Here is a 26,988-nt window from a genome sequence, read left to right as displayed (position 1 = left end):
CACGGGGGTGTTACGGGTGGGGAGTAGCTGGCTGATCTGTCCTCGGCCTCGGCCGAAGGCGGCGCTGCGGGTGGTGTGCGTTCCGTACGCCGGCGGTGGTGCGTCGGCGTTCTGGGACTGGCCTGACCTGCTGGGCGATTCCGTCGAGCTGTGGAGCGCGGTGCTGCCGGGCAGGGAACGGCGGTTCGGCGAACCCGCGGTCACCGACGCGGCGCTGATCGCCGCGCCACTGGCCGAGGCGATCCGCGCGGAGGTCCCGAAACCGCTGGTGTTGTTCGGCCACAGCATGGGCGGGCTGCTCGCGTTCGACGTCGCGCGCCGGCTCGGCGACCAGGTCGAGCACCTGTTCGTGTCCGCGGCCAAGGCCCCGCACCTGGCGTTCGGTGGCGAGCCGCACCTGCTCGACGACGACGGTCTGCTCGACTGGATGACCACGCTCGGCGGTGTGCCCGCGGACCTGCTGGCGCACAAGGAGATGCTCGGCCTGCTTCTGCCGACGCTGCGCTCCGACCTGACCGTGTGCGCCGGGTTTCACGGCACGCGGGACGTGATCGACGTGCCCATCACGGCGTTCGCCGGCACCGACGACCCGCTGGCGAGCGTGGCCGACGTCGCCGCCTGGCAGCACCACACCGTCGCGGGCTTCGACCTCGTGGTCCGGCCCGGCGGCCACTTCTACCTCAAAGACGATCCGGCAGCGGTGACGAGCGTCCTGCGTTCGGCGGCCGCCAGGGAAGGTGTGCAGTGACCCAGCAGCACCCCGCGGCCACCCGCGGTCAGCAGCAGATCTGGTTCTCCGACCAGCTCGCGCCGGACGCCACGTTCAACACCGTGCCGGTGTACGTGGAGATCACCGGCGAGCTGGACACCTACGCGCTCGCCGCCGCGCTGACCGCGGTGGTGAACCGGCACGAACCGTTGCGCACCAGCTACCGGCTCGTCGGCACCGAGCTCGTACCGGAGATCGCGCTGGAAGCGCACGTGTCGATCGCGACGCGCGACCTGCGTGATCTTCCTCCCGCCGAACGCTCGGCGCGCGCGGAGGCGTTGGTGGCGGCCGAACTCGCCCGCCGCGTCGACATCTCCAGCGGGCTGCCGCTGCGCATCGTGTTGCTGCGCCTGGAGGAGGACCGCCATCAGCTCGTCCTGCTGGTTCACCACATCGCGATCGACGGCGCGTCCGTCGCGGTGATCCAGGACGAGTTGCCGCGCTGCTACCAGGCCGCGGTGGACGGTGCGGACGTCTCGCTGCCCCGGCCTTCGGTCGCCTTCCGCGACATCGCGCCGTTGGCCGGAGAGGTCGAGCACTGGCGTTCGGAACTGGCCGACCTGCCGGAACCGCTGGAGCTGCCGGGGATTCGCACCCGCCCGGCCCAGCCCGACTTCGCCGCCGAGGCACTGCCGCTGGTCGTGCCGGAGGAGCTGGCGAACGCGGTGCGGCACGCGGCGAGCACGCACCGGTCGTCGTCGTTCATGGTGCTGCTGAGCGCGTTCTCCGTGCTGTTGCACCGGTTGACCGGCTCGTCGGACGTCGTGGTCGGCTCCCCGTCCGCCGGACGGGAGCACGCCGACACCCACGACCTGGTCGGCTACTTCGTCAACATGCTCGCGTTGCGCGTGCGGCTCGGCTCCGACCCGACGTACCGCGAGGCGATGGACGTCGTCCGCGACACCGTGCTGGACGCGCTCGACCACCGCGACGCGCCGTTCCACCAGGTCTGCGAGGCGCTCGGGCAGACCGGTGACGTCGACCGGCACCCGATCTTCCAGGTGGTCTTCGCGTCCCCGCCGCCGCTGGCCGGTCCGCTGGCCGCCGGTGGCTGCGTCTTCACGTTCACCCAGGGCACCAGTGATCAGGGGATCTACGACCTCGAACTGCAGCTGCCCGACTCCGGCAGCGGCGAGATGCGCGGCTGGGTCAAGTTCCGCACCGCGCTCTACCGGCGTGCCGACGTCGTCGACCTGACCGAGCGTTTCGCCACCGTGCTCGGCCAGCTCACGACCACACCCGACGTGCGGCTGTCCAACCTCTCGCTGCTGTCCGGTGATGAGCGCGGCCGGATCGTCCGTGACCTCAACGCGAACGCGACGGCCTATCCGGCGGACGCGACGCTCGTCGAGCTGTTCGAGCAGACCGTCGACCGGTACTCCGGCGACATCGCCGTCGAGTTCGGCGGCGTGAAGCTCACCTACGCGGAGCTGGACCAGCGGGCCAACCGGCTGGCCGCGCACCTCGGCACGCTCGGGGTCGGCACGGGAACGCCCGTCGGCATCCTGATGGACCGCGGCGTGGACTGGATCGTCGCCGCGATCGCCGTGCTCAAGGCGGGTGGCGCGTACCTTCCGCTCGACCCGGCTTACCCGCTCGATCGCCTGCAGGCGTTGTGCGCCGACGCTTCCGCGACTGTCGTTCTCGCGGACCGGTCCGCCGAGTTGTCCGGCGTCGAGCTGGTCGACCTGTCGGCCATGGTCCTCACCTGTCCCGCTGACCGTCCACAACGGACTTCGGTCGCGGACGACCTCGCGTACGTGATGTACACGTCCGGTTCGACCGGCATGCCGAAGGGCGTGTGCGTCAGCCACCGCAACGTCGTCCGGCTGGTCCGAGACACGAACTACGTCGACTTCGCGCCTGGTGACCGGGTCGCGCAGGCGTCCACGACCACGTTCGACGCGGCGACGTTCGAGATCTGGGGCGCGTTGCTGAACGGCGGCCGGCTGATCGGGCTGCCCAAGGACGTCGCGCTCGACCCGGCGGCGCTGGGGGAGTGGTTGCGGGCCAACGAGATCGACACGTTGTTCCTCACCACCTCCGTCGCGATGCACGTGGCGCGGGAGATGCCCGGCGCGTTGTCGGGGTTGCGCTACTTCGTGTTCGGCGGCGAACAGCCGGATGAGCACGCGATCGCCACGCTGATCGCGCATCCCGGCGGTCCCAGGCACGTCGTGAACGGCTACGGCCCCACCGAGACCACGACCTTCGCGTCCAGCCACGAGTGTGAGCGCGCGGAAGGCCGCATCCCGTTGGGGCGCGCGCTGAGCAACACGCAGCTCTACGTGCTGGACCAGTACCTGGAGCCGGTACCGCCGATGGCCGTGGGCGAGCTGTGCGTCGGCGGTGACGGTGTCGGCCGCGGTTACGTCGGCAATCCCGCTCTGACCGCCGAGAAGTTCGTGCCCGACCACCTCGGAGGCAAGCCCGGCGCGCGGCTGTACCGGACCGGTGACCTGGCGCGGCTGTTGCCCGACGGGACGTTCGAGTACCTGGGACGGGCCGACCGCCAGGTCAAGATCCGCGGGTTCCGGATCGAGCCGGGTGAGGTCGAGGCCTGCCTGCACTCGTCGGGGCTCGTCCGCCAGGCCGTGGTCGTACCGCGCGAGGACGCCGCCGGGGACGTGAGCCTGGTCGGCTACGTCGTGCTGGAGCAGCCGGCGGAGGAGCAGCTCGACGAGCTGATGCGGCACGTGCGGGACGCGCTGCCCACCTACCTGGTGCCGTCCGCGCTGGTGCCGCTGGACGCGTTGCCGTTGACCCGCAACGGAAAGCTCGACCTGAGGGCGTTGCCGGACCCGGAGATCGCCGCAGAGGTGCTGGAGGAGCCTCAGACGCTCACCGAGGTCGCCGTCGCGAACCTGTGGCGGCAGGTGCTCGGCGCCGAGTCGATCGGCAGGGACAGCGACTTCTTCGACCTCGGCGGCCATTCGCTGAAGGCCGCCCGGATCCTCTCGCGCATCGAGGGCGAACTGGGGGTCCGGCTCCCGATGCGGTCGCTGTTCGACCACCCGACCGTCGCCGGCATCGCCACCGAGGTCGATCGCCTGCGTGACACCACACCCGTATCCGTCGGTGCGATCCGAGCCGAGGCCAGGTCCTCGCTCTCCGTCGCCGACCTGCTCGATCTGTGAAAGAGGGGGAAGTCGTGCAGGACGTGTTGCGGCGCTTGAAAGCGCTGGATCCCGACAAGCGCGCGGCCGTGTTCGCGCAGCTCGCCGAACGGGGTGAGGACTTCGGCGTGTACCCGGTGTCGTCCGGGCAACGCCGGCTGTGGTTGCTCGACCAGCTGCACCCCGGCAGCCCCGTCTACAACGTGCCGTACGCCTTCCGGCTGCGCGGAACCGTGGACAGCGCTGCCTTGGCGGCCGCACTGCTGGAGATCGGCCGCAGGCATGAGGTGCTGCGGACCGTGTTCCTCGACCTCGACGGCGACCCGCGGCAGGTGATCCTGCCGGAGCCGCAGTTCTCGCTGGTCGTGACCCACGTTGACGTCGTCGACCGCGATGGCTTCGCGGTCGCTCGTGCCGCTGAGGCCGCCCAGGAACCGTTCGATCTGGCGGATGGGCCGTTGCTGCGGGCCGAACTGGTGGTGTTCGACGAGACCGACGCGTTGCTGCTCGTCTCGATGCACCACATCGTCTGTGACGGCTGGAGCACCCAGTTGCTGTTCGCCGAGTGGCGAGCCGCTTACGAGTCGCGTGACCTCGGCCCGGCACCGACGCAGTACCTGGACTTCAGCCGCTGGCAGGCCGAGTGGCTCGATGGTCAGGACGGCGCCCGGCTGCTGGACTACTGGACCGCGCAGCTCGCCGGGGTGCCGCCGGTGCTGGAACTGCCGACGGACCACCCGCGTCCGGCCGTGATGAAGATGCGGGGTGGTGCCGTCGAGTTCGCCTGGCCCGCCGCGCTCAAGGAGCGGCTCGACGCGTTCTGCCTGGCTGAGCGCGTCACGCCGTTCATGGTGCTGCTGACCGCGTGGAACGTCCTGCTGCACCGCTACTCCGGCGCGGACGACATCGTGGTCGGCACCAACGTCGGCAACCGCAGGGCCGAGATCGAGAACGCGATCGGCTTCTTCGTCAACACCGTCGCCATTCGGTCCGGTGTGGACTCCGCCGCGAGCTTCCGGTCGTTGCTGCACCAGGTGCGGGACACGACGCTGGCCGCGCAGCAGCACCAGGACCTGCCGTTCGAACGGGTCGTCGAGGCCCTCGCCCCGCCGCGCAGCACCGCGCACCAGCCGGTGATCCAGACGATCGTCGGCATGGAGGACAGCCAGCACGAGATCTTCGCGCTGCCCGGTATCGCCGTCGAACGGGTCGCGTCGCACTCCGGGACCGCGAAGTGGGACCTGGAACTCGGCGTCACGTCCACCGAGGGCGGGATCACCGGCCTGCTGGAGTTCGACAGCGCGCTGTACGAGCCCGCGACCGCACGCCGCCTGCTCGGCCACCTGGAGATGCTGCTCAGCTCCGGTCTCGCCGACCCGTCGTGCCCGATCGGCCGCCTGACGATGATCACCACCGCTGAACGCGCGCAGATCCTTCAGGACTGGAACCCACCGGCCTCCGCGCGACTGGACGACGTGCTGGTGCACGAACTGGCCGAGGCCTCCGCCGACCGCACGCCCGACGCCGTGGCGCTGGTGTTCGAGGACCAGCGGCTCACCTACCGCGAGCTCGACGAGCGGGCGAACCGGCTCGCGCACCTTCTGCGGGCACGCGGAATCGGCCGTGGCGACTTCGTCGGCATCAGCCTGCCGAGGTCGCTGGACCTCGTGGTGGCGCAACAGGGTGTGCTCAAGTCCGGAGCGGCCTACGTGCCGCTCGACCCGGAGTACCCGGCGGATCGGCTGGCGTACATGGTCTCCGACTCGGGCCTTCGCGTCGTCGTGACGCTGGCGGCGCTGGCCGGGCGTTTTCCCGGTGTGCCGACGCTTCCGTTGGACGAGACCGACTTCTCGGGCGTTCCGGACGCGCGCCTGCGGCGGACCGTGGAGCCGGACGACCTGGCGTACGTGATCTACACGTCCGGGTCGACGGGCAAGCCGAAGGGCGCCATGCTGCCGCACCGGGGCGTGGTGAACCTCGCGGACGAGCTGGCCAGGATGCTCGGCATCGGCCCCGGCAACCGGATGCTGCAGTTCGCGTCGTTCAGCTTCGACGTGTCCGTCGCCGACATCATGGTCACGCTGCGCTCGGGCGCCACCGTGGTGCTGGCCGCGCAGCACGACCTGCAGCCCGGCCCCGACCTGGCCCGCACGATCACCTCGCAGCGCGTCGACATGGCCTGCCTGCCGCCGACCGTGCTGCGGCTGACCGACCCGGCGCTGGTGCCCGGCCTGCGCACGCTGATGGCCGGCGGCGAGGCCTGCCCGGACGAGGTGGCCGCCGCGTGGGCACCGGGCCGCCGGTTCGTCAACGTCTACGGGCCGACCGAGGCGAGCATCTGGATCACCGCCGCGGAGTGCGACGGCACGGAGAGCCCGTTGCCGATCGGCCGTCCGATCACGGGCAGCACGGCCTACGTGCTGGACGAGAACCGGGAACCGCTGCCCGTCGGGATTCCGGGGGAGCTGTACCTCGGCGGAGTGCAGGTCGCCCGCGGCTACCTGAACCGGCCGGAGCTCACGGCCGAGCGGTTCGTGTCCGACCCGTTCGGTGCCGGCCGCCTGTACCGGACCGGTGACCTCGCGCGGTTCCTTCCGGACGGGCAGGTCGAGTTCCTGCGGCGGATGGACGACCAGATCAAGCTGCGCGGCTACCGCATCGAACTGGGCGAGATCCAGACCGCGGTGAGCCAGCACCCCTCGGTGCGCGCGGCGGTCGTCATCGCCCGCGAGGACGTGCCGGGTGACGTGCGGCTGGTCGCCTACGCGGTGGCCGCGGACGGGTGCCGGATCGACGGTGCGGAGCTGCGGGCGCACCTGCGGCGCGGGCTGCCCGAGTACATGGTGCCCTCGGCGTTCGTCGAGGTGCCGACGATTCCGCGCAACCCCAACGGAAAGCTCGACCACCGGGCGTTGCCGAAGCCGGAGGCGGTGCGGACCGAACGGGTCGTGGTGCCCGCCGGCAACCAGACCGAGCGCGCGATCTCCGACGTCTGGCGCGAGGTCCTGCGAATGGACCGGGTCGGCGCCGACGACAACTTCTTCGACCTGGGCGGCAACTCCTTGCTGCTGGTGAAGGCGCGGAGCAGGTTGGCCGAGCTGTTCGCACGGGAGGTGCCGACGGTCACGTTGTTCACCTACCCGACTGTTCGAGCGCTCGCCGCTCATTTCGACGGAAGCGGCCAGGTGGAGACGCGGGCCGTCGGCGGCCGGAAGGCATTGCTGGCAAGGGGGAGAAAGTGACCGAGTACACCGGACTGGAGATCGCGGTCGTCGGCATGGCCGGCCGCTTCCCCGGATCGTCCACTGTGGATGAGTTCTGGGCGAACGTGCTCGCCGGTGAGGCCGGCGTGCGCCGCTTCACCGACGAGGAGCTCGACGCCGCGGGTGTGTCCGCGGAAAGGCGCGCGGAGCCGGGTTTCGTACCCATGGGTGGCGCGCTGGACGGCATCGAGTACTTCGACGCCAAGCTGTTCGGCTACAGCCCGCGTGACGCGGCCGTGCTGGACCCGCAGCAGCGGGTGTTCCTGGAGTGCGCCTGGCACGCGCTCGAACACGCCGGGCACCTCGGCGGCGGGCAGGACGTCGGCGTCTACGCGTCGGCGAGCATCGACACCTACCTGTTGCGGCACCTGTGGAACAACCCCGCGGTGCCGGGCGGGTTGCAGCCGCTCGACCTGCTGCTGGCCAACGACAAGGACACGCTCGCCAGCCGCGTCGCCTACCACCTCGATCTGACCGGGCCAGCGATCACCGTGCAGACGGCGTGCTCCTCGTCGCTGGTCACGATCCACGTGGCCTGCCAGGCGTTGCTGGGCCGCGACTGCGACATCGCACTCGCCGGCGGCGTGTCGATCAGGCCGCCGGTGCACGAGGGCTACCAGCACACCGAGGGCGGCATCCTCGCCGCCGACGGGCGCTGCCTGCCGTTCGACGCCGACGCGCACGGCGTGGTCGCGGGCAACGGTGTCGCCGCCGTGGTGTTGCGCCGCCTGGAGGACGCGATGGCCGACGGCGACACGATCTACGCCGTCGTGAAGGGCACCGCGGTCAACAACGACGGCGCGGACAAGGTGGGCTTCACCGCTCCCAGCGTGAACGGCCAGGCCCGCGTCATCAGGGCCGCGCACGATCTGTCCGAAGTGGACTCTTCGACGATCGGTTACGTCGAGGCGCACGGCACCGCCACCCCACTGGGCGACCCGATCGAGGTGGCCGCGCTGACGCAGGCGTTCGTCAGCCCGCCCGAGGCCTGTGCGCTCGGTTCGGTCAAGGCGTTGATCGGTCACCTGGACGCGGCGGCCGGAGTCGCCGGGTTCGTCAAGGCCGCGCTCGCCGTCCAGAACGGTGTGGTGCCGCCGAGTCCGTACTTCACCGCGCCCAACCCCGAGACCGGGCTGGAGAACAGCCCGTTCTTCGTCAACCGCGAGCCCCTGCCGTGGCCTGGGTCGGGACCGCGCCGCGCCGGGGTCAGCGGGTTCGGCATGGGCGGCACGAACGCGCACGCCGTGCTGGAGGAGCCGCCGTCGCCCGAACCGATGCCGCCGAGCAGGTCACGGCACCTGCTGGTGTTGTCGGCCGCGAGCGAGAAGTCGTTGGAGGAGAGCCGTGAGCAGCTCGCCGAGCACCTCGCCACGGGAGGCCATGAGCTCGCGGACGTCTCGCACACCTTGAGGACGGGGCGGCGGGTGCTGAGGCACCGGATGGCCGCTGTCGTGGGCGGCGGGGAGAGCACGGCACACGCCGCCACCGCTCTCTCGGAGGCGTGGACCGGCTCCGGTGACCGGCGCGACACCGTCTTCCTGTTCCCCGGCCAGGGTTCCCAGTACGCGGGCATGGCCTCCCAGCTCGCGGACGAGGAGCCGGTGTTCCGCGCCGCGCTGGACGAGTGCGCCGCGCTGCTGCCGTTCGACCTGAACGAGGTGCTCGCCGACGCCGATCGGCTGACCCGAACGAAGTACACCCAGCCCGCGCTGTTCGCGGTCGAGTACTCGCTCGCGAAGCTCTGGGAGCACTGGGGTGTGCGGCCGAGCGCGATGCTCGGGCACAGCGTCGGCGAGTACGTGGCGGCCTGCCTGGCCGGGGTGTTCTCCCTGGAGGACGCGCTGAAGCTCGTCACGGCACGTGGTGAGCTGATGGACGCGCTGCCCGCGGGCGCCATGCTGTCGGTGCCGCTGGGTGCCGACGATCTGGTGCTGCCCCAGGACGTGTGCCTCGCGGCGAGCAACGCGCCGAACATGAGCACGGTCGCGGGCACGTTCGAGGCGATCGAGAGGTTCGAGGCGGAGCTGAGCGTCACCAGCCGCCGGCTTCACACCTCGCACGCGTTCCACTCGTCGATGATCGACCCGATGCTCGGCGAGTTCGCCGCGCTGGTGAGCCAGGTCGAGCTGCGCGAGCCGCGGATTCCCTTCATCTCCAACGTGTCGGGCACGTGGATCACCGCGCAGGAGGCGACCGAGCCCGGTTACTGGGCCCGGCACGCCCGTGCCGCCGTGCGGTTCAGCGAAGGACTGCGGGCGATGCTCGCCGATGGACCGGTGAACGTGCTGGAGGTCGGGCCGGGCAACGTCCTGACCACGCTGGCGCGCCAGCACGATCTGGCCGGCAGTGCCGCGTTCGGGTCGCTTAGGCACCCGCGTGAGGACAAGCACGACCTCGACACGATGCTGGCCGCGGCCGGCAGGCTGTGGATCGCCGGTGCCGAGGTGGATCTCGGTGCACTGACGGCGGACGAGCGCAGGCGCCGGGTTCCGTTGCCCCAGTACCCGTTCGAGCGGGCACGCCACTGGGTCGATCTTCCCGGTACGACACCGCGCGAGATCGAAGTCATCGAGGTGCTGCCGCAGACGGCCGACACCGCTGTGGGCGGCGACCTGGCCGTGATCACCGGCATTTGGCAGGAACTGCTCGGCATCGCGCGCATCGGCCCGAACGACGACTACTTCGAGCTGGGCGGGCATTCGTTGCTGGCCACGCAGATCCTCGCGCGGATCACGGCGGAGCTCGGCGTCGGGCTGCCCGCGGCCGCGATCTTCGAGGCACCGACTCCCTCGAAGCTGGCCGCCAGGATCGACCAGCTGCGCGCCGAGGCCGTGCCGGCGCAGGACGACGAGTTCGCCCGGCTGCTCGCCGAGATCCGCGACATGTCACCGGAAGAGCTGCGGGCCGAACTGGACCGCGAGCGGGACGCCCAGGAGATCTCCCAGTCATGACAGACCACCTGACCAGCTCGCTGACAGAAGAGCAGCGACAACTTCTCGCACTGCGGTTGCGCAACGCCGACCGCTCGCAGCCGGTGTCGTTCACCCAGGAACAGCTCTGGTTCCTCGACCGCCTCGACCCCGGCAACCCCGCCTACGCGATCCCGTTCGGGCTCAGGCTCACCGGGCCGCTCGACCGCACCGCCCTCGAACTGGCCGTCGGCCGGGTCGTGGACCGCTATTCCGCGCTGCGCACCACGTTCTTCGAACGTGACGGCGAGCTGCGGCAACGGGTGCGTGACAACGTGTCGATCGCCATCGAGGTCACCGACCTGTCGGAGCACCCCGAACGGGCCCAGGAGATCGCGCTGGAGCACGCCCGGCACGTGTTCGACCTGAGCGCCGGTCCGCTGGTGGCGTTCCGGCTCGTGGTGCTCGGCGAGCAAGAGCACCTCCTGCTGGTGACCGCGCATCACATCGTGTTCGACGCGGCATCGGCCGAGGTCTTCGGCGCCGACCTCGTCGCCTACTACGGCGGCGAGACGCTGCCCGAACTGACCACGTCGTTCGGTCGGCACGCGGCGGCCGAACGACGCAGGCTGACCGACGAGGTGATGGACGAGCACCTGGCCTACTGGCGGGAGAAGCTCGCCGACAGCCCGGCGCGGTCCACCGTGCCGTCCGACCTGCCGCGCCCGGCAGTTCAGACGCACACCGGCGGACGGCACCACTTCGTCGTCCCGAAGGATCTGACCGAACGGCTCGCCTCGAAGGCTCGTGAGCTCGGAGTGTCGCTGAACGCCGTGGTGCTCAGCGGGTTCGCGGCGCTGATCGGGCAGGAACGGGTGCTGCTCGGCATGCCCGTCAGCGGTCGCGGGCGTCCAGAGCTGGAGACGATGATCGGCTCGCTGGCGAACATGCTGGTGCTGCGGGTCGATCTGGACGGTGACGCGAGCGAGGTCATCCGGGGCACGCACCGCGCGATCACTGAGGCCTATGCCCACCAGGACGCGCCCTACGCGCGAGTGGTGGAGGCCGTCGACCCGCCGCGCGACCCGAGCCAGAACCCGTTGTTCCAGGCCATGCTCAGCCTCACCGAGGCGCCGGCCGCACGGGTGGCGGACGGTGTCGAGTTCAGCCCGTTCGAGGTCGACAACGGCCTCACCGACTTCGACCTGTTCGTCGTGCTGTCCAGAGTGGACGGCGAACTGCGCGGAGTCCTCGGCTACAACGCGGACCTCTACCTCGGCGAGACCGTCAGCGAGCTGGGAGAGCAGTTCCTCACCGTGCTGTCCGGGCTGGTGTCGGGGCAGCCGCTGAGGAACAGGGAACGGATCTCGATCGCGGCCACGTTCACCGCGGACCCCGTGCGCGAGCCGCTCGACGTGCTCCACGGTGTGCTGCGACTGCCCGTCGACGTCGAACTGGCGCCCTACCAGCAGATCGTGCAGCACCTGCTCGCCGGTGACGGTGGCAGGCTCGCCGACGTCGTACTGCTGCGCTGGGAGGACTGGCGACGGCACGGCGACGCTGTGGAGGCGAACTGGCAGGACCTGGAGACCGCGGTCGCGGCCTACCGGCAACGGTCCCAGGCGCCGCTGTTCCTCGTCGTGTGCCCGTCCGAGCAGACGTTCGGTCATCTCGACGACCGGCTGGCCGTGCTCGCGGACCAGACCGAGGGCGTGCACGCCGTGTGGTTCGCGGACTGGACCAAGGCACTGCCGGTCAGCGGCACGTTCGACCCGCAGGCCGACAAGCTCGGGCACGTCCCCTACACGCAGGAGATGTTCGCCGCGCTGGCGATCCTGCTGACCCGCAAGCTGCACCCCGGCGCGGATCGCCTGCACCTGCTGGAGACCGCGCTCGGTGACCCGGCGTCGCTGGCCGACCGCGCCGCGCCCGCCATCAGGGCCGTCGCGATCGACACGCCTCCGGTGGCACCACGCACGAAGACCGAGGAACGCCTCGCCAAGGTGTGGCGGGAGGTGCTCAAGCTCGACGAGGTCGGCGTGACGCACGACTTCTTCGCACTGGGCGGCCACTCGTTGCTCGCGACGCAGCTGCTGTCGAAGGTGTTCGCCGAGTTCGGCGTCGACGTGTCGCTGCACGCGCTGTTCACCCACCCGACCGTCGAGGCACTGGCCGCGCTCGTCGACGAGCCGCGGGAGACCGGGCATCCGCTGTCGCCGATCTCCCGCACCGGCACCCTGGAACTGTCGGCGATCCAGCAGCGCATGTGGGCGGCGACCCAGCTCGACACCACCACTACCAGGATGAACACGACGTTCGCGGTCCTGCTGCGCGGCTCGCTGGACGTTCCGGCGTTGCGCGGTGCGGTCGCGGAAGTCGTGCGCAGGCACGAGATCCTGCGCACCACGTTCGCCGAGCAGGGCGGCCGGCCGGTCATGGTCGTGCACCCGGACATGGACTGCTGGCTGCCCGAGTCCGTCGGCTCGCCGGAAGAGTTCCTGGTCGAGCACACGAACCACGTGTACGACCTGGAGCACGGGCCGCTGCTGCGAGTACGGCTGGTGCGGACCGGTGCGAACGAGCACCACCTGCTGCTCGGCATGCACCACATCGTCTGCGACAACACGTCCTGGGGCGTGCTGCTCGCCGAGCTGTCCGCCTGCTACGCCCAGGGCGACCTGCCCGAGCTGGCGGTCCAGTACGCGGACTACGCGGCGTGGCAACAGGAACTTCTCACCGAGGACGCGCTCGAACCGCACCTGAACCACTGGCGCAACTACCTCGCCGACGCCCCGTCACAGTTGGAGGTGCCGGCGGAACGTCCCGAGCGCAACGAGACGCGCCGCACGTCGTCCGAGGTGCCGGGCGAGGTCGCGGAGGCGCTCAAGGAACTGGCCCGCGCCGAGGGCAGCACGCCGTTCGCCACGCTGCTCGCGGCGTACGCGGTGGTGCTCTACCGCCGCAGCGCCCAGCCCGACGTCGTGCTGAGCGTGCCGCAACAGGGCAGGCCGCGGCCCGAGGTCGAGCACCTGATCGGCTGCTTCACCGACCTGCTGCCGATCCGCGTCGACCTGGCCGGGCGCCTCACGTTCCGGCAGATCCTGCAACGGGTTCATCGCTCGATGGTCGACGGCTACCAGCACGCCGACGTGCCGTTCTCCAGCGTCGCCCACGTGCTGCCGCGGCAGAAGGGGCGGCACCCGGTCTACCAGTGCGCCTTCAACTACGCGGACCTGCCCGACGAGGCCATGTCGTGGCCGGGGCTCGATCTCGTGCCGCTGGAGGTGCCGGTCACCAGCCTCGACTTCGACCTGTTCCTCACGCTGACGACCGAGAACGGCGAGCTGGCCGCGACCCTGGAGTACAGCGCGGACCTGCTCACCCCCTGTGGAGCGGACGAGCTGCTGGAGTCGTTCGTCGCGCAGCTCACCGAACTGGTCGAGGCACCGGACGCGCAGATCGTCATCGAGCGAGTCGAGTCCACTGTGGATGGCTGCCCGATGAGCATCGTGTCGTCGCGACCGCTCGACGGTGTGCTGCCGGTGCTGTCGACGTGGGCGGACAGGCTCGACCTGCCGATGACGATCCGCACGACGCCGGCGGGTCAGGTCCTGCGACCGCTGCTGGACCCGGAGGCCGGGCTCGACGGTGTGGAACGCGAGACGACCGCGCTGGTGCTGCGCTGGGAGGATCTGTTCGACGGCGGAGTCGGCGAGTTCGAGAACGCCTTCGCCCGGCTGTGCTCGGCGATCGAACGGTGGACCGGGCGCACGGGCTCGGGGCTGGCGGTGCTGGCCACGTCCCAGCGTGACGAGAAGCCGTGGCCCGGCGTGTTCGGTCACGCGACCGACCGCCTCGCCCGGCGCTTCCCGGCGGTGTCCGTCGTCGACCTGCTGACGGACGAGGGCGACCAGGACGTCGTGCTGGGCACCGCACTCGCCCGGCTCGTGCACTCGGGCGACCTGCCGGAGGACGCGAGCACGACCGAAGCCCCGCGCACCGACGAGGAACGCGCGCTCGCGGCCGTCTGGCAGGACGTGCTGAAGCTGTCCGAGGTCGGCGTCCACGACGACTTCTTCGCGCTGGGCGGCGATTCGATGACCGCCATTCAGGTGGTGTGGCTGGCGAACCAGGCGGGCATCAGGTTCACGCCGGCCCAGCTCACCGCGAAGCGCACGATCGCCGAGTTGCTGCGAGTGCCGATGTCCGAGGAGCAGCAAGCGCTTGCGGCCGTGTGGCGCGAGGTGCTGAAGCTGTCCGAGGTCGGCGTCCACGACGACTTCTTCGCGCTCGGCGGCGACTCGATGACCGCGATCCAGGTGGTGTGGCTCGCGAACCAGGCCGGCATCAAGTTCACGCCCGCTCAGCTCACCGCCAAGCGGACCATCGCCGAGCTGTGCGCTTCGGCGGCACCACAGCAGGTCGCGAACCAGGGACCCGTCGAAGGCGACTTTCCGGCGACCGGTGCCCAGCGCTGGTTCTTCGAGGCACTGGCGACGTCGATGGTCGCGCCCGCCCACTTCAACCACCCCTACTACCTCCAGTTGCGAGTGCCGGCCACGCCGGAGCAGCTGGAGCAGGCCACGAACGCGCTGGTCGCCCACCACGACGGAATGCGGTTGCGGTTCCGGCGTGAGGGCATCGACTGGCACGCCTCGCACGGCCCGGTCGAGGGCGCGATGCCGTTCGTGTCGTTCGACGTCTCCGGCGCCACCGACCGCGAACAGGCCATCGAGGACCACCTCAACGAGGTTCACCCGACGCTGGACATCGCGAACGGCCCGCTGGCCAAGGTCGTCCACTTCGGACTCGGCGGGGACGAGCCCGACCGCGTGATGGTCATCTGCCACCACCTGGTCACCGACGGCATCTCCCGCAGCCTGATCCTGGAGGACTTCCAGAACGCGCTGCGCCAGGTCCTCGCGGGCCGGAAGGCCGACCTCGGCTCGAAGACGACGGCGTTCAGGGACTGGGCGCTGAAGATCGACGAGTACGCCCGCGGCCCGAAGCCGCTGGAGGAGCTGGAGTACTGGGAACGGCAGGCTCCGGGAAGCGAGGAGATCACCGCCGACCTGCCCGGCCGGAACACGTTCGGCGTCATGCAGGACATCCACACGACGATCGACGCCGAGACCACCGCGCGCCTGCGCGAGCTGGCCAAGGCACACCAGGTCGGCGTGAGCGACCTGCTGGTGTGGGCGTCCGTGCGGATGGCCGCCGACCGGTCCGGCAGTCCTGAGTGGACGATCGCGACCACGGGACACGGCCGGGAGGCGTTGTTCGACGGGCTCGACCTGTCCCGCACGGTCGGCTGGTTCCAGGTCATGTACCCGGTCCGGCTCACGCTGCCCGACGTGAGCGACACGGCCGCGATCGTCTCGCTGGCCGAGCAGCTCAGGCAGGTGCCGGTCAACGGCATCGGCTACGGCCTTCTCCGCTACAACAACCCGGATCCCGCCGTGCGGCAACGCCTGGAGACGCCGAACCCGCAGCTGACCGTGAACTACGCCGGCGCGTTCGGGTTCACCGACCTCTCCAGCGCCGACGAGCTGTTCGACCTGTGCCAGTCCGAACTCGGTGTCCTGCAGGACAAGGGCACCGTCTGGCCCGGCCGGATCGACGTCGTCGGATCGCTCGTCGACGGCCGGATCCGCGTCGAGATGAACTACGGCACCGAGATGTACCTGCCCGAGACCGCGCGCCGGATGCTCGGCGACATCGAAGAGCTGCTTCGCCGGCTCGTTGACCAGAACAGGATGAGGTAATGCCCAAGCCTTCGGGATTCGGCGCGTTCACGATCATGTGGGTAGGACAGCTGCTGTCCGCGCTCGGCACCCGCATGACGAACTTCGCGCTCAGCATCTGGGTGTGGCAGCACACCGGTTCGGCCACCGCGATGGCGCTGATGATGTTCTGCGGCTTCGGCTCGACGGTCCTGTTCAGCCCGATCGCGGGCAGCCTGATCGACAAGTGGAGCCGCAAGACGTCGATCATCGTCAGTGAGATCGGGTCGATCGCCGTCACGTTCATCCTGCTGGCGTTGTTCCTCACGGACTCGACCCAGCTGTGGCACCTCTACCTCGTCAACGTGCTGACCGGCGCGTTGCTCGCGATCCAGGGCCCGGCGTTCGGGGCGACCATCGCGCTGATGATGGAGAAGGGCAAGTTCCTGCGGGCCAACGCGATGATGTGGTCGGTCAAGAGCTTCCCGGTGATCTTCGCGCCGGCGTTCGCCGCCACCCTGCTCGGACTGACCGGCATCAAGCTGATCCTGTTCATCGACGGGCTCACCTACGTGGCCGCGATCATCACGGTGCTCGTGGTGACCATCCCGCGGGTGCCGGGGCAGGACCGCGAGAAGACCACCTTCTGGCAGGACTGCGTGTTCGGGTTCCGCTACATCGTCGAACGGCCGCCGCTGCTGGCCGTGCAGATCGTGCTGTTCTCCATCAGTCTCCTGGCCGCGCTGGCCTGGGCGTTGATCGTGCCGCTGGTCCTCGCTCGCACGCTGGGCGACGAGGGCACGCTCGGCCTGGTGCAGAGCATCGGCGCGGTCGGCGGTGTGCTCGGCGGTACGTTGCTGGCCTTCATGAAGCCGCCCCGGCGCAAGATGCTGGTGGTGCTCGGCGCGATCCTGGTGTTCAGCATCGTCGGCCGGATCCTCTACGGCGTCGGTGACGGCCTGATCGCTTGGGCCGCGGCGATGTTCTTCGTGGAGCTGACCATCCCGTTCATCGACGGTCTCGCGCAGACCATCTGGCAGGAGAAGGTCGACCCCGCCGTGCAGGGCCGGGTCTTCGCGGCACGCAACTTCTTCGAGAACCTGTCGGTCCCGATCGGTTTCGCCGCGGCGGGTCCGCTGGTGGACAAGGTGCTGGAACCGGCGATGCGCGGTGACACCGCGTTGGCCGACACGTTCGGCTGGCTGGTCGGCACCGGACCGGGCTCGGGCATCGGGCTGCTGTTCGTGGTGGTCGGCGTGCTCGGCGCGGGTGTCGGTGTCGCGGGCTTCCTCAGCCGCAACGTCCGCGAGGTCGAGACCCTCGTCCCCGACCACGAGCCGGAGCCGGAAGCCAAGCCGCTCGACCGCCAGCCCGCGCTGGCCGACTGAGGAGCCGACATGACTCATCGAGTCGTCATCAACGACGAAGAGCAGTACTCGCTCTGGCCCGCGCACAAGGACAACGCGCCGGGGTGGCGCGACGCGGGGGTCAGCGGAACGAAGGACGAGTGCCTGGCGCACATCGGTCGCGTGTGGACGGACATGCGCCCGCTCAGCCTGAGAGGAAGGTCATGACGTTCACCGATGTGGTGGCCGGAGCGCTGGACGTCGATCCGGCGCACGTCACCGACGACGCCGGCCAGGACACGCTGGCGAGCTGGACCAGCATGCGGCACATCCAGCTGATCGTGATGCTGGAGGAGGCCTACGGACTGTCGTTCGACTACGAGGAGATCGCCGACGCGCGCACCGTCCGGGACGTCCGGGAAGTGCTGCGGGCCAAGGGGGTCGAGGTCTGATGGACGTGCGTCTGCGCTGGCAGGAGATCGCGAAGACCGAAGTCCGCCCAGTCGTGAGCGTGGGGCTGCTGGCGAGTTACACGATCGACCCGCTGATGCCGTACGTCGGCGTCGCACTGCACGACGCCGGACTGCCGGTCTCGTTCAGCACCGCGCCGTTCAACCAGATCGTGCGGCAGTGCCTGGACGACACGTCGGCGATGGCGCTGGCGAGGCCCGACGTGCTCGTGGTGGCTCCCCGGTTCGAGGAACTCGGTGACGAGCTGCAGACCGCGGTCGACGCCGCGTTGTCGGCGGCCCGGCGCTGGAAGTCGTTCCTGGTCGTCGTGCTGCCCGCGGTGCCGGAGGAACGGGCGTTCGGGCATCTCGACGACGGACGGGCCGCGGGAACGGCCGCCGTGGCCCACGAGGTCAGGGAAGCGATCCGGGCCGAGCTGGCGGGCCGTGCGGACGCCTGGGTGGTCGACGCCGAGCAGGCGATCCGCGCGGTCGGCACGGCCAAGGCCCACCACGCCGCGATGTTCAAGTTCGCCAAGATCCCGTACACCGAGGCGGTGTTCGGCGAGCTGGGAGCTCAGCTCGCCGGCGTGCTCCGGGCCGTGTACGGGCTGACGCCGCGGGTCGTCGTGGTGGACCAGGACTCGGTCGCCGAGTTCGACGAGCCGGTGAACCGGCTGCGCGAGTCCGGGGCCAGGGTCGTGGTGCGGACGGGCACGGAGGAGGTCGCGGCGCTGGCCGTGGCGGCCGGTGTCCCTGCCGAGTCCGCGGTCCTGTTGCGGCTGGGTGCCAAGCCCGACGCGTGGCGGGACGAGCTCGTCCGGTCCGGGCTGCTGGACCGCCTCCCCGCCCCGGACACCGCTGTCCGGCGGGTTCGGCGCACCGCCAGGGAGACGGTCTCGCTGGACGACTTCATGGCGGGCCTGAACGTCGAGGTCGACCTGCGGCCCGTGGGGCCCGAGTCGGCCGCCAAGGTCGTCGAGGTCGTGTCCAGGGCCAAGGACTTCACGCTGGGCACCGAGAAGCTCGACCTGTCCGAGGACCGCGAGGTGTTCGCGGTGCGCGTCAGCGACAAGTTCGGCGAGTACGGCGTCAGCGGCGCGGTCGGCATCACCGGTGACGGCGTCGTGGACGTGTTCTCGCTGTCCTGCGTCGTGCTCGGCAAGGGAGTCGAGGACGTCGTGCTCCAGCGACTGCGCGAAGAACGCGGCGACATCGCCTTCCGGCACCGCCGCACCCCGCACAACCAGATCACCGCCGGATTCCTGACGGACGCCGGGGCCAGAATCGAGGAGATCCCGTGACCGTCCACTTCGGAATCATGTCGCTCGGCCACGTTCTCGGGGATCCCGTGGACGTGGCGTCCGCCGCCGCCGGCTACACCGCCGACGTCGACCGCGTGCTCGGCTGGGGCTACCAGACCTTCCACCGCGCGAAGGACGGCGTCGGGCTCACCGACCTGGCCGCGGAAGCCGGTGCGAAGGCGCTGAGCAACGCGGGTGTCCAGCCGCACGAGGTGGACCTGATCGTGCTGGCGATGTCCGACCTGTCCGAGCACCTGTACTGGGACGCCGCGGGCGCCACCCAGGCCAAGATCGGCGCGCACGGGTCGGAGAACGTGCTGCTGACCCAGGCGTGCGGCGGGGGAGTGGCCGCGTTCGACGTCGTCGCCGGCAAGTTCGCCACGCACCCGGACTACCGCACGGCGCTGATCATCGGCGCCAACCGGGTGTGCGAGCCGTACTGGAACCGGATGGAGATCAACACCAGCATCTTCTCCGACGGCGCGGCGGCGGCCGTCCTCCAGCGCGACCACCCGCGCAACCGGTGGCTGAACACCGAGATCATCAGCGACGGCCGGTACGCCGACTTCATGATGATGGACGTCGGTGCCGCGGCCCGCCCGTTCGCGGGGCAGTCGGACGTCGGCGTGAAGAGCCCGCAGAAGCGGCTCGAGGAGTTCTTCGCGGGCGACATCCGCAAGATGTTCGAGTTCGTCTCGACGATCCGCACGAACAACCACGAGGTCGTGCGCAGGGCCTGCAAGCGGGCCGGCATCACACCCGGCGACCTGCGCAAGCTCCTGCACCTGCACGACAGCGTGCCGGCGATGACGTTGCTGGCCAAGGACCTCGACCAGGGGCCTGAGTGGACGAACACCGAGGTCTCGCAGGCGTACGGGCACGTCGGGTGCGCCGACCAGCTGATGTCGCTGGAGCACTACCTCACGACGGACGAGCTCACCGAGGGCGACGTCGTGGCACTGACCAGCACGGCCAGCGGCATGCACTGGCTGTGCACGCTTCTGGCGATCTGAGGGGGAGAACACCGTGGAGACCAAAGAGATCCTGGCGCGGATCCGCCAGTTGACCAAGCCCGACGCCGCCGCCGACCCGGCGTTGCTGACCGATCTCCAGCAGCTGAAGGACGTTCCGGCGTTGCTGGAAGCCGGACGGCTGCTCGCGAAGGTACCGGCGGGGCTGCTGGGGAAGCTGAAGCCGGTGAAGATCGCGATCACCGGCACGTTCACCGCGTCCGGGGTCGCGCCGCTGCTGCGGGTCGCGTTGCTGGGCAAGGGGATCGCGCCGGAGATCCACGTGTCCGGCTTCGACCAGCTGGCCGTCGACCTGAGCAGCCCCGACTCGCCGCTGGCGTCGTTCGAACCGCAGGTGACGCTCTGCCTGCTGCACGACGACTGGTTCGTGCCGGCGGAATGGGACGACGTGGAGTCGTTCGACAACAACATCCGCGGCCGCTTCTCGATGCTCGACAACCTGGTTCGCGGCTTCACCGAACGCTCCGGCAGCGCTGTCCTCGTGCACACCGTGCCGTTGTCGCCGGTGGAGATGCGCGGTGTCGTGGCGTTCGACGGCAGGGCCGCACTGGGCCGGGCGTGGCGCGACCTGAACAGCGACCTGCTCGGCATGGCCCTGCGCCACGACCAGGTGCACGCGCTGGACCTGGAGGCGTACCTGGTCGACGCCCCGGCCCGGCTGCGCGACGAACGGCTGTACCGGTTCGCCAGCGCGGCCTGGACGCCCGAGGTCGAGCAGGTCTACGCCGCTGAAGCCGCGAACTTCTGCCGCGCGTTCCTCGGCCTCGCCAAGAAGGTCCTGGTGCTCGACCTGGACAACACGCTGTGGGGCGGCGTCGTCGGCGACGACGGCCCGAGCGGCATCCAGATCGGCTCGATGTACCCCGGCAACGCGTTCCGCGAGATGCAGCGCCGTGCCGTCCAGCTGCGCAAGCAGGGCGTGGTGCTGGCGCTGGCCAGCAAGAACGAGGCCGCGATCGTCGACGAGGTCCTGACCGGCCACCCGGACATGGTGATCCGTCCTGCCGACATCGCGGCGAGCGCGGTCGACTGGCAGCCCAAGGACCACAACATCCGCGGGCTCGCGAGCCGCCTCAACCTCGGCCTGGACAGCTTCGTCTTCGCCGACGACAGCACGTTCGAGACGCAGCTCGTCCGCGGCTCCATCCCCGAGGTCACCGTCGTGCACCTGAACGGCGACCCGGCCGACCACGTGACGGCGTTGCAGCGCAACGGTTCGTTCGACGTGCTGACCACCACGGCGACCGACCGCGATCGCACCCAGCTCTACAAGGCGCGTGCCGAACGCACCGAGTTCGCCGGCTCGTTCAGCTCGGTGCAGGACTACCTGCGCAGCCTGGAGATCCAGGTCTCGGTCCGCGAGGCCGACGAGTTCAGCCTGCCCCGGCTCGTCCAGCTCGGCCAGCGCACCAACCAGTTCAACATGATCGGCACCTCGCACGCCGAGTCCCGCACGCGGGAGATGGCCGCGTCCGAGGACCACGTCGTGCTGGTCTTCGAGGTCGCGGACCGGTTCGGCGCAGAGGGCATCGTCGGCGGCGTCTGGGTGTCGAAGCACCACGACCACTGGCTCGTCGAGAACTTCGTGATGAGCTGCCGGGTCTTCACCCGCGGCGTCGAGCACACCGTCGTGCAGCACATCGCCGACCGCGCCGCGTCCTCGGGCGCCGTGCGGCTGGAGGCCGACTTCGCGGCCACCGACCGGAACAAGGCCGCGGCCGCGTTCTACCCGGACGCCGGCTTCGAACGCCTGGCGGAAGGCCGTTTCGCACTGCCGCTGCACCCGCGGCCGCAGATCAGTCCCGAGTGGACGAACCTCGTCGTGGAAAGGGAGTCGGCCGATGTCTGAGGTTTTCGTGGAGGTCGCGGACCTCGTGGGCCAGGTGACGGACCTGCCGGCCGAGGACATCTCGGCCGACGCCCGGTTCGACGCGCTCGCCAACTGGACGAGCTACGACGCGTTGCGCCTGCTCACCGGCATCGAGCAGAAGTTCGCGGTGCGCCTGGACCTGCAGGAGTACTTCGCGATCAAGGACGTCGGCAGCCTCGTCGCCGCCGTGTCGAGCGCGCAGGAGAAGTCGGGATGATCCTGCGCATCGACCACGTGGGCGTGGTCACCAACGACATCAAGGCCGCCGCGTCCGGCATGGGCCTGATGGACCTGAAGTGCACCTACGAGGACGACGTCGACGTCTACGGCGTGGCGACCTCGTTCTGGCAGTGCCCCGGCGACACCACATCGATCGAACTGGTCGCGCCGGTGCGCCCCGACGCCGCCGTCCACGGACATCTCGCGCGGCTCGGCCCCGGCCTGAACCACGTGGCGTTCGAGGTGGACGACATCGACGCGGACCTGGCGGCGCTGCAGGACCGCGGCGCGATCCTCGTCGACGAGAAGCCGTGCCAGGGCGGACGGCCCGGGTTGCGGGTGGCGTTCGCGCACCTCGGGCCGTCGACGGGCCTGCTGGTCGAGCTCGTGGACTACGGCAACCGCGCCTGAGTCGACTCGGAGGCCTCAGACCCTGTCTGAGGCCTCAGCTCGCTCTTGCGGCGCGTCAGCACCAACGGCCCGTCCTCGGTGATCGCGACGGTGTGCTCCGAGTGCGCCGTGCGCGACCCGTCGGCCGAACGCAACGTCCAGCCGTCCTCGTCGTAGATGATCTGGTCGGTCGTGGCGGCGAGCCACGGCTCGATCGCGATGGTCAGACCGGGCTTGAGCTTCATGCCGTGCCGGCGGCGCCCGTTGTTGGCGACGTGCGGCGCCTCGTGCATGGTGCGCCCGATGCCGTGCCCGCCGAACTCGAGGTTGGGCTTGTACCCGAGCCCGGTGCAGACCTCACCGATCGCCGCGGAGATGTCGCCGATGCGGTTACCGGCCTGCGCGACCTCGATCGCGGCCGCCAGCGCCACCTCAGTGGCCCGGACCAGCCGCAGGTCCTCCTCACGCGGCGTGCCGACGACAACGGTCATCGCCGAGTCGGCCGCCCACCCGTCGACCGTGACCGCGATGTCCATCGTCAGCACGTCACCGTCCTCCAGCACGTAGCTCTTCGGCAGCCCGTGCAGCACCGCGTCGTTGACGGCCAGACAGGTCACGTTGCGGAACGGCCCACGCCCGAACGAGGGCGAGTAGTCCCAGTAACAGGACACGGCGCCGCGCTCCTCGATCATGTGGCGCGCGTGATGCTCGAGGTCGAGCAGGTTCACGCCCACCGCGGCCCTGGCGGAGAGCTCGTCGAGCACCTCCGCGATGAACTGGCCGGTGACATGCATGCGCTCGATCTCCGCGGGCGACTTGAGCTCGATCAACGTGTTCCTCCATCAGCGGGTGCCGGTATAACTATACCGGCACCCGTGGCGGGTGTGCGACCAGCCGACGCTACTGCTGCCCGGCCTCCTTGGCCACGCGGTTCGCGTAGCCCTGGAGGTCTCTGGTCTGGAGAACCCAGAACCACGCGAACTCCAGGATCAGGGCGGATTCGACGGCGAAGATGGCGATGGGCCACTTGTAGACGAAGTGGAGCACCGCGACGCCGAGCAGGGTGAGCCCCATGGCGACGGCCACCACCCAGTAGCTGCCGCCCCTGCCCTGCCACCTCTTGTAGGTGGGGTCGCCCTTCCTGCCCAGGTGGTTGCCCCAGACGACGCCGATGATGCAGGCGAACAGTCCGAACGCCGCGATCCCGTGCGCCATGTCCCGTGAGTTCTCGTGGAAGAACGAGAACCAGACCAGCGCGGCGACCTGTGCGCACAAGCCCGTCCTGAGTCGGATCAACTCGTGGCGCCTGTCCTCCGGCTTCGTGGCCCGGTGGCACGCCACCAGTGCCCAGATCGTGGCGACGAGCGTGACGGCCAACAGCGGGAAGACGTTGCGCTGCACGACGTCCAAGCGGATGTCGTTGGAATCGATGATTCCGGAATCGATGATGCTTTCCGCGCATCTGTCATCGCCGGGCGCGGTCGGTACGAATGCGACGATGAAGGCGAGGAAGCCCGCGACGTCGAGGAGAATGTTCTCGATGTAGGTCGTGCCCTGGTAGACGATGAGGCACACACCGACCGCCATCAGAGTTCCCACGAACATCGGCTGCAGCGCTGTGTAGTAGTAGGCGCTGATGGATCCGCGCACGCAACCGGCCAAGACGGCACTCAGCAACACTGCTCCGAGAAGTAGGAACACGAGTGCGGCCAGCCCCGCCCGAAGTGAGCGGTAGGTGCGTTCGACGCTGTCCTCGTTCTTGTACTTCTCCGCATCGACAGCGCGCTTCTTCAGCAAGCGATGGGCGGTCAGCAGCACCGGGATGAGGAGGGCGATGGCGAAGAACGTGAATTTGCCGATGCCCAAGAGTCGAGCCTCGGCCAGAGCCGATTCCAACGGCTCGGTGCCGTTGAGCCAGCTCAAGATCGTGAGGTCTTCGACGAGGTCGAAGAGCGCGGCGATGACAGGCACCAGCAGCAGGAGGCGCCACCAGCGGTTGGGAGTCGTCGTGTCTCCGTCCGCGTTCTTGCTCTCCCACGTGAGGGCTGTGTAGTTCGCGACCAGCAGTGCGATCCCATAGGCGATCATGAAGAAGAAGTCGCGGTACTGGAACTGCCGGTACGCCTCGATTTGATTCGGTTCGAAGGCCGTCAGCGTCATTCTCGCCGCATCCAGGTTGAACGCGATCTTGGTTTCGATCACCGGTTCGATGGCGGAGCTGACCCAGAGGCCGACCGCGACGGCTGCGAGGACGAGAACGACTGAAATGCCGAGCCAGACCTTCTGCTTCGTCTTCTTTTCCATTTTCACGGCCTCCGATCGCACGGCCGGCGCATGTCGTCGTCGACAGCGCTTGATCGTGGATTCGCGGGCCCGTTCACTTCCGTTATGGCCGTGACGTAATCGTTGCGCGACACCACCCAGGTGGGCGACGTGGTTTGCGCTCCCCAAGTGACAACAGCACAGTTTCCGAACATGAAGCAGGTGCTGCAGCACAGGATCGACTCCACGTTCGCCCACTACGACGTCAACGGCAACGGCGTCATCGAACTCGCGGACATCTACGCGCTGGCCAACCGGCTGCTGCAGGCGTTCGGCGAACCGGCGTCCTCGGAGCGGGGCCGCGACCTGATCGAGGCCTACGACAGGTTCTGGGAGATGCTGGCCGACCACTGCGACGCCGATCGCGACGGCCGTGTCGGTCCAGCGGAGTACCGCGAGGCCATGATCGAGGCGTTCGTCGAGGGCGGTCCGATCGCCATGGACTTCCTGGAGGTCGTGCAGTCGCTGCTGGTCATCATGGACACGAACGGCGACGGACGCGTCGACGCGGACGAGTTCGGCGTGCTGCTGAAGGCGCGCGGGCTGGCCGAGGCGGAGTGCAGGACGGCGTTCGGGCACCTGGACACCGACGGCGACGGCGCGATCAGCGTGCAGGAGTACGTCACGGCCGTGCGGGACTACTACACGAACCCGGCGGAGGACACGCCCGGAAGCTGGCTGTACCCGAAGGCCTTGCAGCGCATCTGACCTGGGAGCGGAGGCCGCCGCGTCCGCGTCGTCGGCCTCCGCTCGCCTTGTACGCTTCGCGCCATGAGCCGCCGTCCTCGGCAGACAGTCGCAGTCACCGCCGACCTCGTGATCCTGACGATCCGCGGCGGCGTTCTGTGCGTGCTGGTCGTGGAACGCGGCAACGATCCCTTCGCGGGGCAGCTGGCGTTGCCGGGAGGCTTCCTGCGCGGTGAGGAGAGTCTCGATGAGACGGCGGAGCGTGAGCTCGCCGAAGAGACCGGGCTGGACGCGAAAAACCTTCACCTGCAACAGGTCGGCGTGTACTCCGCGCCTGACCGCGACCCTCGCCGTCCGCGCGTGGTGACGTGCGCCTACCTTGCCATCGCCCCCGACCTGCCGCTGCCCGCGGCCGGCACCGACGCGCGCGCCGCGCACTGGCTGCCGGTGACCGGTGTGCAACGCTCCGGTCTGGCGTTCGACCACGACGAGATCCTGCGCGACGCCGTCGAACTGGCCCGCACCGAACTGCAGTTCCGCACGATCGCGACGGCGTTCTGCGCCGACGAGTTCACCATCGGCGAGCTTCGCGAGGTGTACGAGGCGGTCTGGGGCGTGGACCTCGACAAGCCGAACTTCCATCGCAAGGTCACCGAGTCCGCCGGGTTCGTCGAGCCGAGCGGGGCGAAGCGGCCCAGTCCGAACGGCAGGCCCGCCGCGCTGTACCGCGCGGGTGGCGCGGTGACGTTGTCGCCGCCGATGATGCGGCCGCGACCTGCTGGTTCCTGACATCCCTCTAGTTCATGTCAGTTTGACAATTGGCTTGCTTCAACGAAAATCATGCCGTCGAACCACTTGATGTCGATCTGACAATAACCTAGCCTCCTGGTATGGCTGATGACACGGAACCCGGCCGCGGTCGGCTCACCGCGGACGTCGTGTTGTTCACGAAGCAGGGAGGTGTGCTCGCGGTTCTCTTGGTAGAGCGAGGAAAAGAGCCGTTTCTCGGTGCGCTCGCGCTGCCCGGCGGATTCGTCGAACCGGGGGAGCGCGCAGCCGACGCGGCGGCGCGCGAGCTCGGCGAGGAGGCCGGCATCGTGGTGGCGCGCGACCGGTTGAAGCGGTTCGGGCGATACAGCACTCGCGGCCGTGATCCGCGCGGCGCTGTCGAGAGTGTGGCGTTCCACGGCTACCTCGCCGGGGCGCCGGCTCCGCGAGAAGGGGGTGACGCCGCGTCTGCCCGCTGGGTGGGCTTGGTCGAGTTCTTCGACGTGAACGCCGCGGTCGCGTTCGACCACCGTGACATCGTCTCGGACGCGATCGCTCACCGATTCGGCTTTCGTTATCGCGTGGAATCTTCGGCAGATGTCCACTTTCCGGGTCTGTGAACGTCCTTTGAGGACTTCTGGACAATCCGGGCGAAAGGTTTGACGCGAAACGTGCGGCGGGGTTAGTCTCCTCCGCGCCGCGGGCCGATGCCCCGCGATCCCTCGAACGACACCCACTCGTACTGGGTGCTGTCTTCACCTTCTCCACCTGAACGAACCGGCCGTGTCGCGGACTCGCCCTCCGCTCTTTCGTCGCGCGTAT

18 protein-coding genes are annotated in these 26,988 nt (G+C 69.5%); 16 read left to right on the top strand and 2 right to left on the bottom strand.

Features of this window, described 5'->3' with window-relative positions; translation table 11 throughout:
• Positions 1–16 precede the first annotated feature (16 nt).
• The 13 genes from SK854_RS04015 to SK854_RS03955 are packed head-to-tail and all read left to right on the top strand — an operon-like array spanning position 17 to position 22,410.
• A complete protein-coding gene (locus tag SK854_RS04015; RefSeq protein ID WP_319973568.1) occupies positions 17–748 on the top strand; it encodes a thioesterase II family protein in 732 nt (243 codons plus the stop codon).
• The gene (locus SK854_RS04010; protein ID WP_319973567.1) at positions 745–3,906 is read left to right on the top strand and encodes a non-ribosomal peptide synthetase; all 3,162 of its coding nucleotides are present in this window, start codon (positions 745–747) and stop codon (positions 3,904–3,906) included. Before SK854_RS04015 ends, SK854_RS04010 begins: the two co-directional genes overlap by 4 nt.
• Positions 3,903–7,127, top strand: coding sequence for a non-ribosomal peptide synthetase (locus tag SK854_RS04005; protein ID WP_319973566.1), 3,225 nt, complete (start codon positions 3,903–3,905; stop codon positions 7,125–7,127). The genes SK854_RS04010 and SK854_RS04005 overlap by 4 nt, the downstream gene beginning before the upstream one ends.
• Positions 7,124–10,099, top strand: coding sequence for a type I polyketide synthase (locus SK854_RS04000; RefSeq protein WP_319973565.1), 2,976 nt, complete (start codon positions 7,124–7,126; stop codon positions 10,097–10,099). The genes SK854_RS04005 and SK854_RS04000 overlap by 4 nt, the downstream gene beginning before the upstream one ends.
• Positions 10,096–15,822 (top strand): condensation domain-containing protein, encoded by a 5,727-nt coding sequence (locus tag SK854_RS03995; RefSeq protein ID WP_319973564.1) that lies wholly within the window; start codon positions 10,096–10,098, stop codon positions 15,820–15,822. Before SK854_RS04000 ends, SK854_RS03995 begins: the two co-directional genes overlap by 4 nt.
• Positions 15,822–17,168: an MFS transporter gene (locus SK854_RS03990; RefSeq protein WP_319973563.1), complete on the top strand. Its 1,347-nt coding sequence runs from the start codon at positions 15,822–15,824 to the stop codon at positions 17,166–17,168. The genes SK854_RS03995 and SK854_RS03990 overlap by 1 nt, the downstream gene beginning before the upstream one ends.
• Positions 17,169–17,177: 9 nt before the next feature.
• Entirely contained in the window at positions 17,178–17,354 is a 177-nt protein-coding gene (locus SK854_RS03985; protein WP_093588364.1) for an MbtH family protein, read from the top strand.
• The gene (locus SK854_RS03980) at positions 17,351–17,578 is read left to right on the top strand and encodes an acyl carrier protein (protein ID WP_319973562.1); all 228 of its coding nucleotides are present in this window, start codon (positions 17,351–17,353) and stop codon (positions 17,576–17,578) included. The genes SK854_RS03985 and SK854_RS03980 overlap by 4 nt, the downstream gene beginning before the upstream one ends.
• Positions 17,578–18,879: a hypothetical protein gene (locus tag SK854_RS03975; protein ID WP_319973561.1), complete on the top strand. Its 1,302-nt coding sequence runs from the start codon at positions 17,578–17,580 to the stop codon at positions 18,877–18,879. Before SK854_RS03980 ends, SK854_RS03975 begins: the two co-directional genes overlap by 1 nt.
• A complete protein-coding gene (locus SK854_RS03970) occupies positions 18,876–19,892 on the top strand; it encodes a 3-oxoacyl-ACP synthase III family protein (RefSeq protein ID WP_319973560.1) in 1,017 nt (338 codons plus the stop codon). Before SK854_RS03975 ends, SK854_RS03970 begins: the two co-directional genes overlap by 4 nt.
• Positions 19,893–19,905: 13 nt before the next feature.
• Entirely contained in the window at positions 19,906–21,759 is a 1,854-nt protein-coding gene (locus tag SK854_RS03965) for an HAD-IIIC family phosphatase (protein WP_319973559.1), read from the top strand.
• Positions 21,752–21,997: an acyl carrier protein gene (locus SK854_RS03960; protein ID WP_093588359.1), complete on the top strand. Its 246-nt coding sequence runs from the start codon at positions 21,752–21,754 to the stop codon at positions 21,995–21,997. Before SK854_RS03965 ends, SK854_RS03960 begins: the two co-directional genes overlap by 8 nt.
• Positions 21,994–22,410 carry a VOC family protein gene (locus tag SK854_RS03955; protein WP_093588358.1) on the top strand — a complete coding sequence of 139 codons (417 nt, stop codon included), beginning with the start codon at positions 21,994–21,996 and terminating at the stop codon, positions 22,408–22,410. Before SK854_RS03960 ends, SK854_RS03955 begins: the two co-directional genes overlap by 4 nt.
• Here the strand turns inward: SK854_RS03955 and map are convergent.
• Together map and SK854_RS03945 are read right to left on the bottom strand one after the other, a co-directional pair.
• Positions 22,392–23,219, bottom strand: coding sequence for a type I methionyl aminopeptidase (map, locus tag SK854_RS03950; RefSeq protein WP_319973558.1), 828 nt, complete (start codon positions 23,217–23,219; stop codon positions 22,392–22,394). The genes SK854_RS03955 and map overlap by 19 nt on opposite strands.
• A gap of 70 nt (positions 23,220–23,289) precedes the next feature.
• Positions 23,290–24,885: a hypothetical protein gene (locus SK854_RS03945; protein WP_319973557.1), complete on the bottom strand. Its 1,596-nt coding sequence runs from the start codon at positions 24,883–24,885 to the stop codon at positions 23,290–23,292.
• Between SK854_RS03945 and SK854_RS03940 the strand changes: the two genes are divergently transcribed.
• From SK854_RS03940 to SK854_RS03930, 3 genes are all read left to right on the top strand, one after another.
• Positions 24,865–25,419 (top strand): EF-hand domain-containing protein, encoded by a 555-nt coding sequence (locus tag SK854_RS03940; protein WP_319973556.1) that lies wholly within the window; start codon positions 24,865–24,867, stop codon positions 25,417–25,419. The two genes, SK854_RS03945 and SK854_RS03940, sit on opposite strands and share 21 nt — an antisense overlap.
• 63 nt (positions 25,420–25,482) lie before the next feature.
• Complete coding sequence (locus SK854_RS03935) at positions 25,483–26,187, top strand: NUDIX hydrolase (protein WP_319973555.1); 705 nt, start codon at positions 25,483–25,485, stop codon at positions 26,185–26,187.
• 101 nt (positions 26,188–26,288) lie between these two features.
• Positions 26,289–26,786, top strand: a complete 498-nt coding sequence (locus SK854_RS03930; protein ID WP_319973554.1) for an NUDIX domain-containing protein — start codon at positions 26,289–26,291, stop codon at positions 26,784–26,786.
• Positions 26,787–26,988: the final 202 nt, after the last annotated feature.

The organism is Lentzea sokolovensis (assembly GCF_033949975.1).
GTDB classification, from domain to species: domain Bacteria; phylum Actinomycetota; class Actinomycetes; order Mycobacteriales; family Pseudonocardiaceae; genus Lentzea; species Lentzea sokolovensis.
Note: the sequence above shows the minus strand (reverse complement) of the source record. Positions and strands in the feature narration are given on the sequence as shown.

Coding starts and splice junctions, on each gene's coding strand:
- SK854_RS03995 (WP_319973564.1), top strand. CDS start 10,096: ATGACAGACCACCTGACCAGCTCGCTGACAGAAGAGCAGCGACAACTT.
- SK854_RS03955 (WP_093588358.1), top strand. CDS start 21,994: ATGATCCTGCGCATCGACCACGTGGGCGTGGTCACCAACGACATCAAG.
- SK854_RS03985 (WP_093588364.1), top strand. CDS start 17,178: ATGACTCATCGAGTCGTCATCAACGACGAAGAGCAGTACTCGCTCTGG.
- SK854_RS03940 (WP_319973556.1), top strand. CDS start 24,865: ATGAAGCAGGTGCTGCAGCACAGGATCGACTCCACGTTCGCCCACTAC.
- SK854_RS03980 (WP_319973562.1), top strand. CDS start 17,351: ATGACGTTCACCGATGTGGTGGCCGGAGCGCTGGACGTCGATCCGGCG.
- SK854_RS03935 (WP_319973555.1), top strand. CDS start 25,483: ATGAGCCGCCGTCCTCGGCAGACAGTCGCAGTCACCGCCGACCTCGTG.
- SK854_RS03960 (WP_093588359.1), top strand. CDS start 21,752: ATGTCTGAGGTTTTCGTGGAGGTCGCGGACCTCGTGGGCCAGGTGACG.
- SK854_RS03930 (WP_319973554.1), top strand. CDS start 26,289: ATGGCTGATGACACGGAACCCGGCCGCGGTCGGCTCACCGCGGACGTC.
- SK854_RS03975 (WP_319973561.1), top strand. CDS start 17,578: ATGGACGTGCGTCTGCGCTGGCAGGAGATCGCGAAGACCGAAGTCCGC.
- SK854_RS03990 (WP_319973563.1), top strand. CDS start 15,822: ATGCCCAAGCCTTCGGGATTCGGCGCGTTCACGATCATGTGGGTAGGA.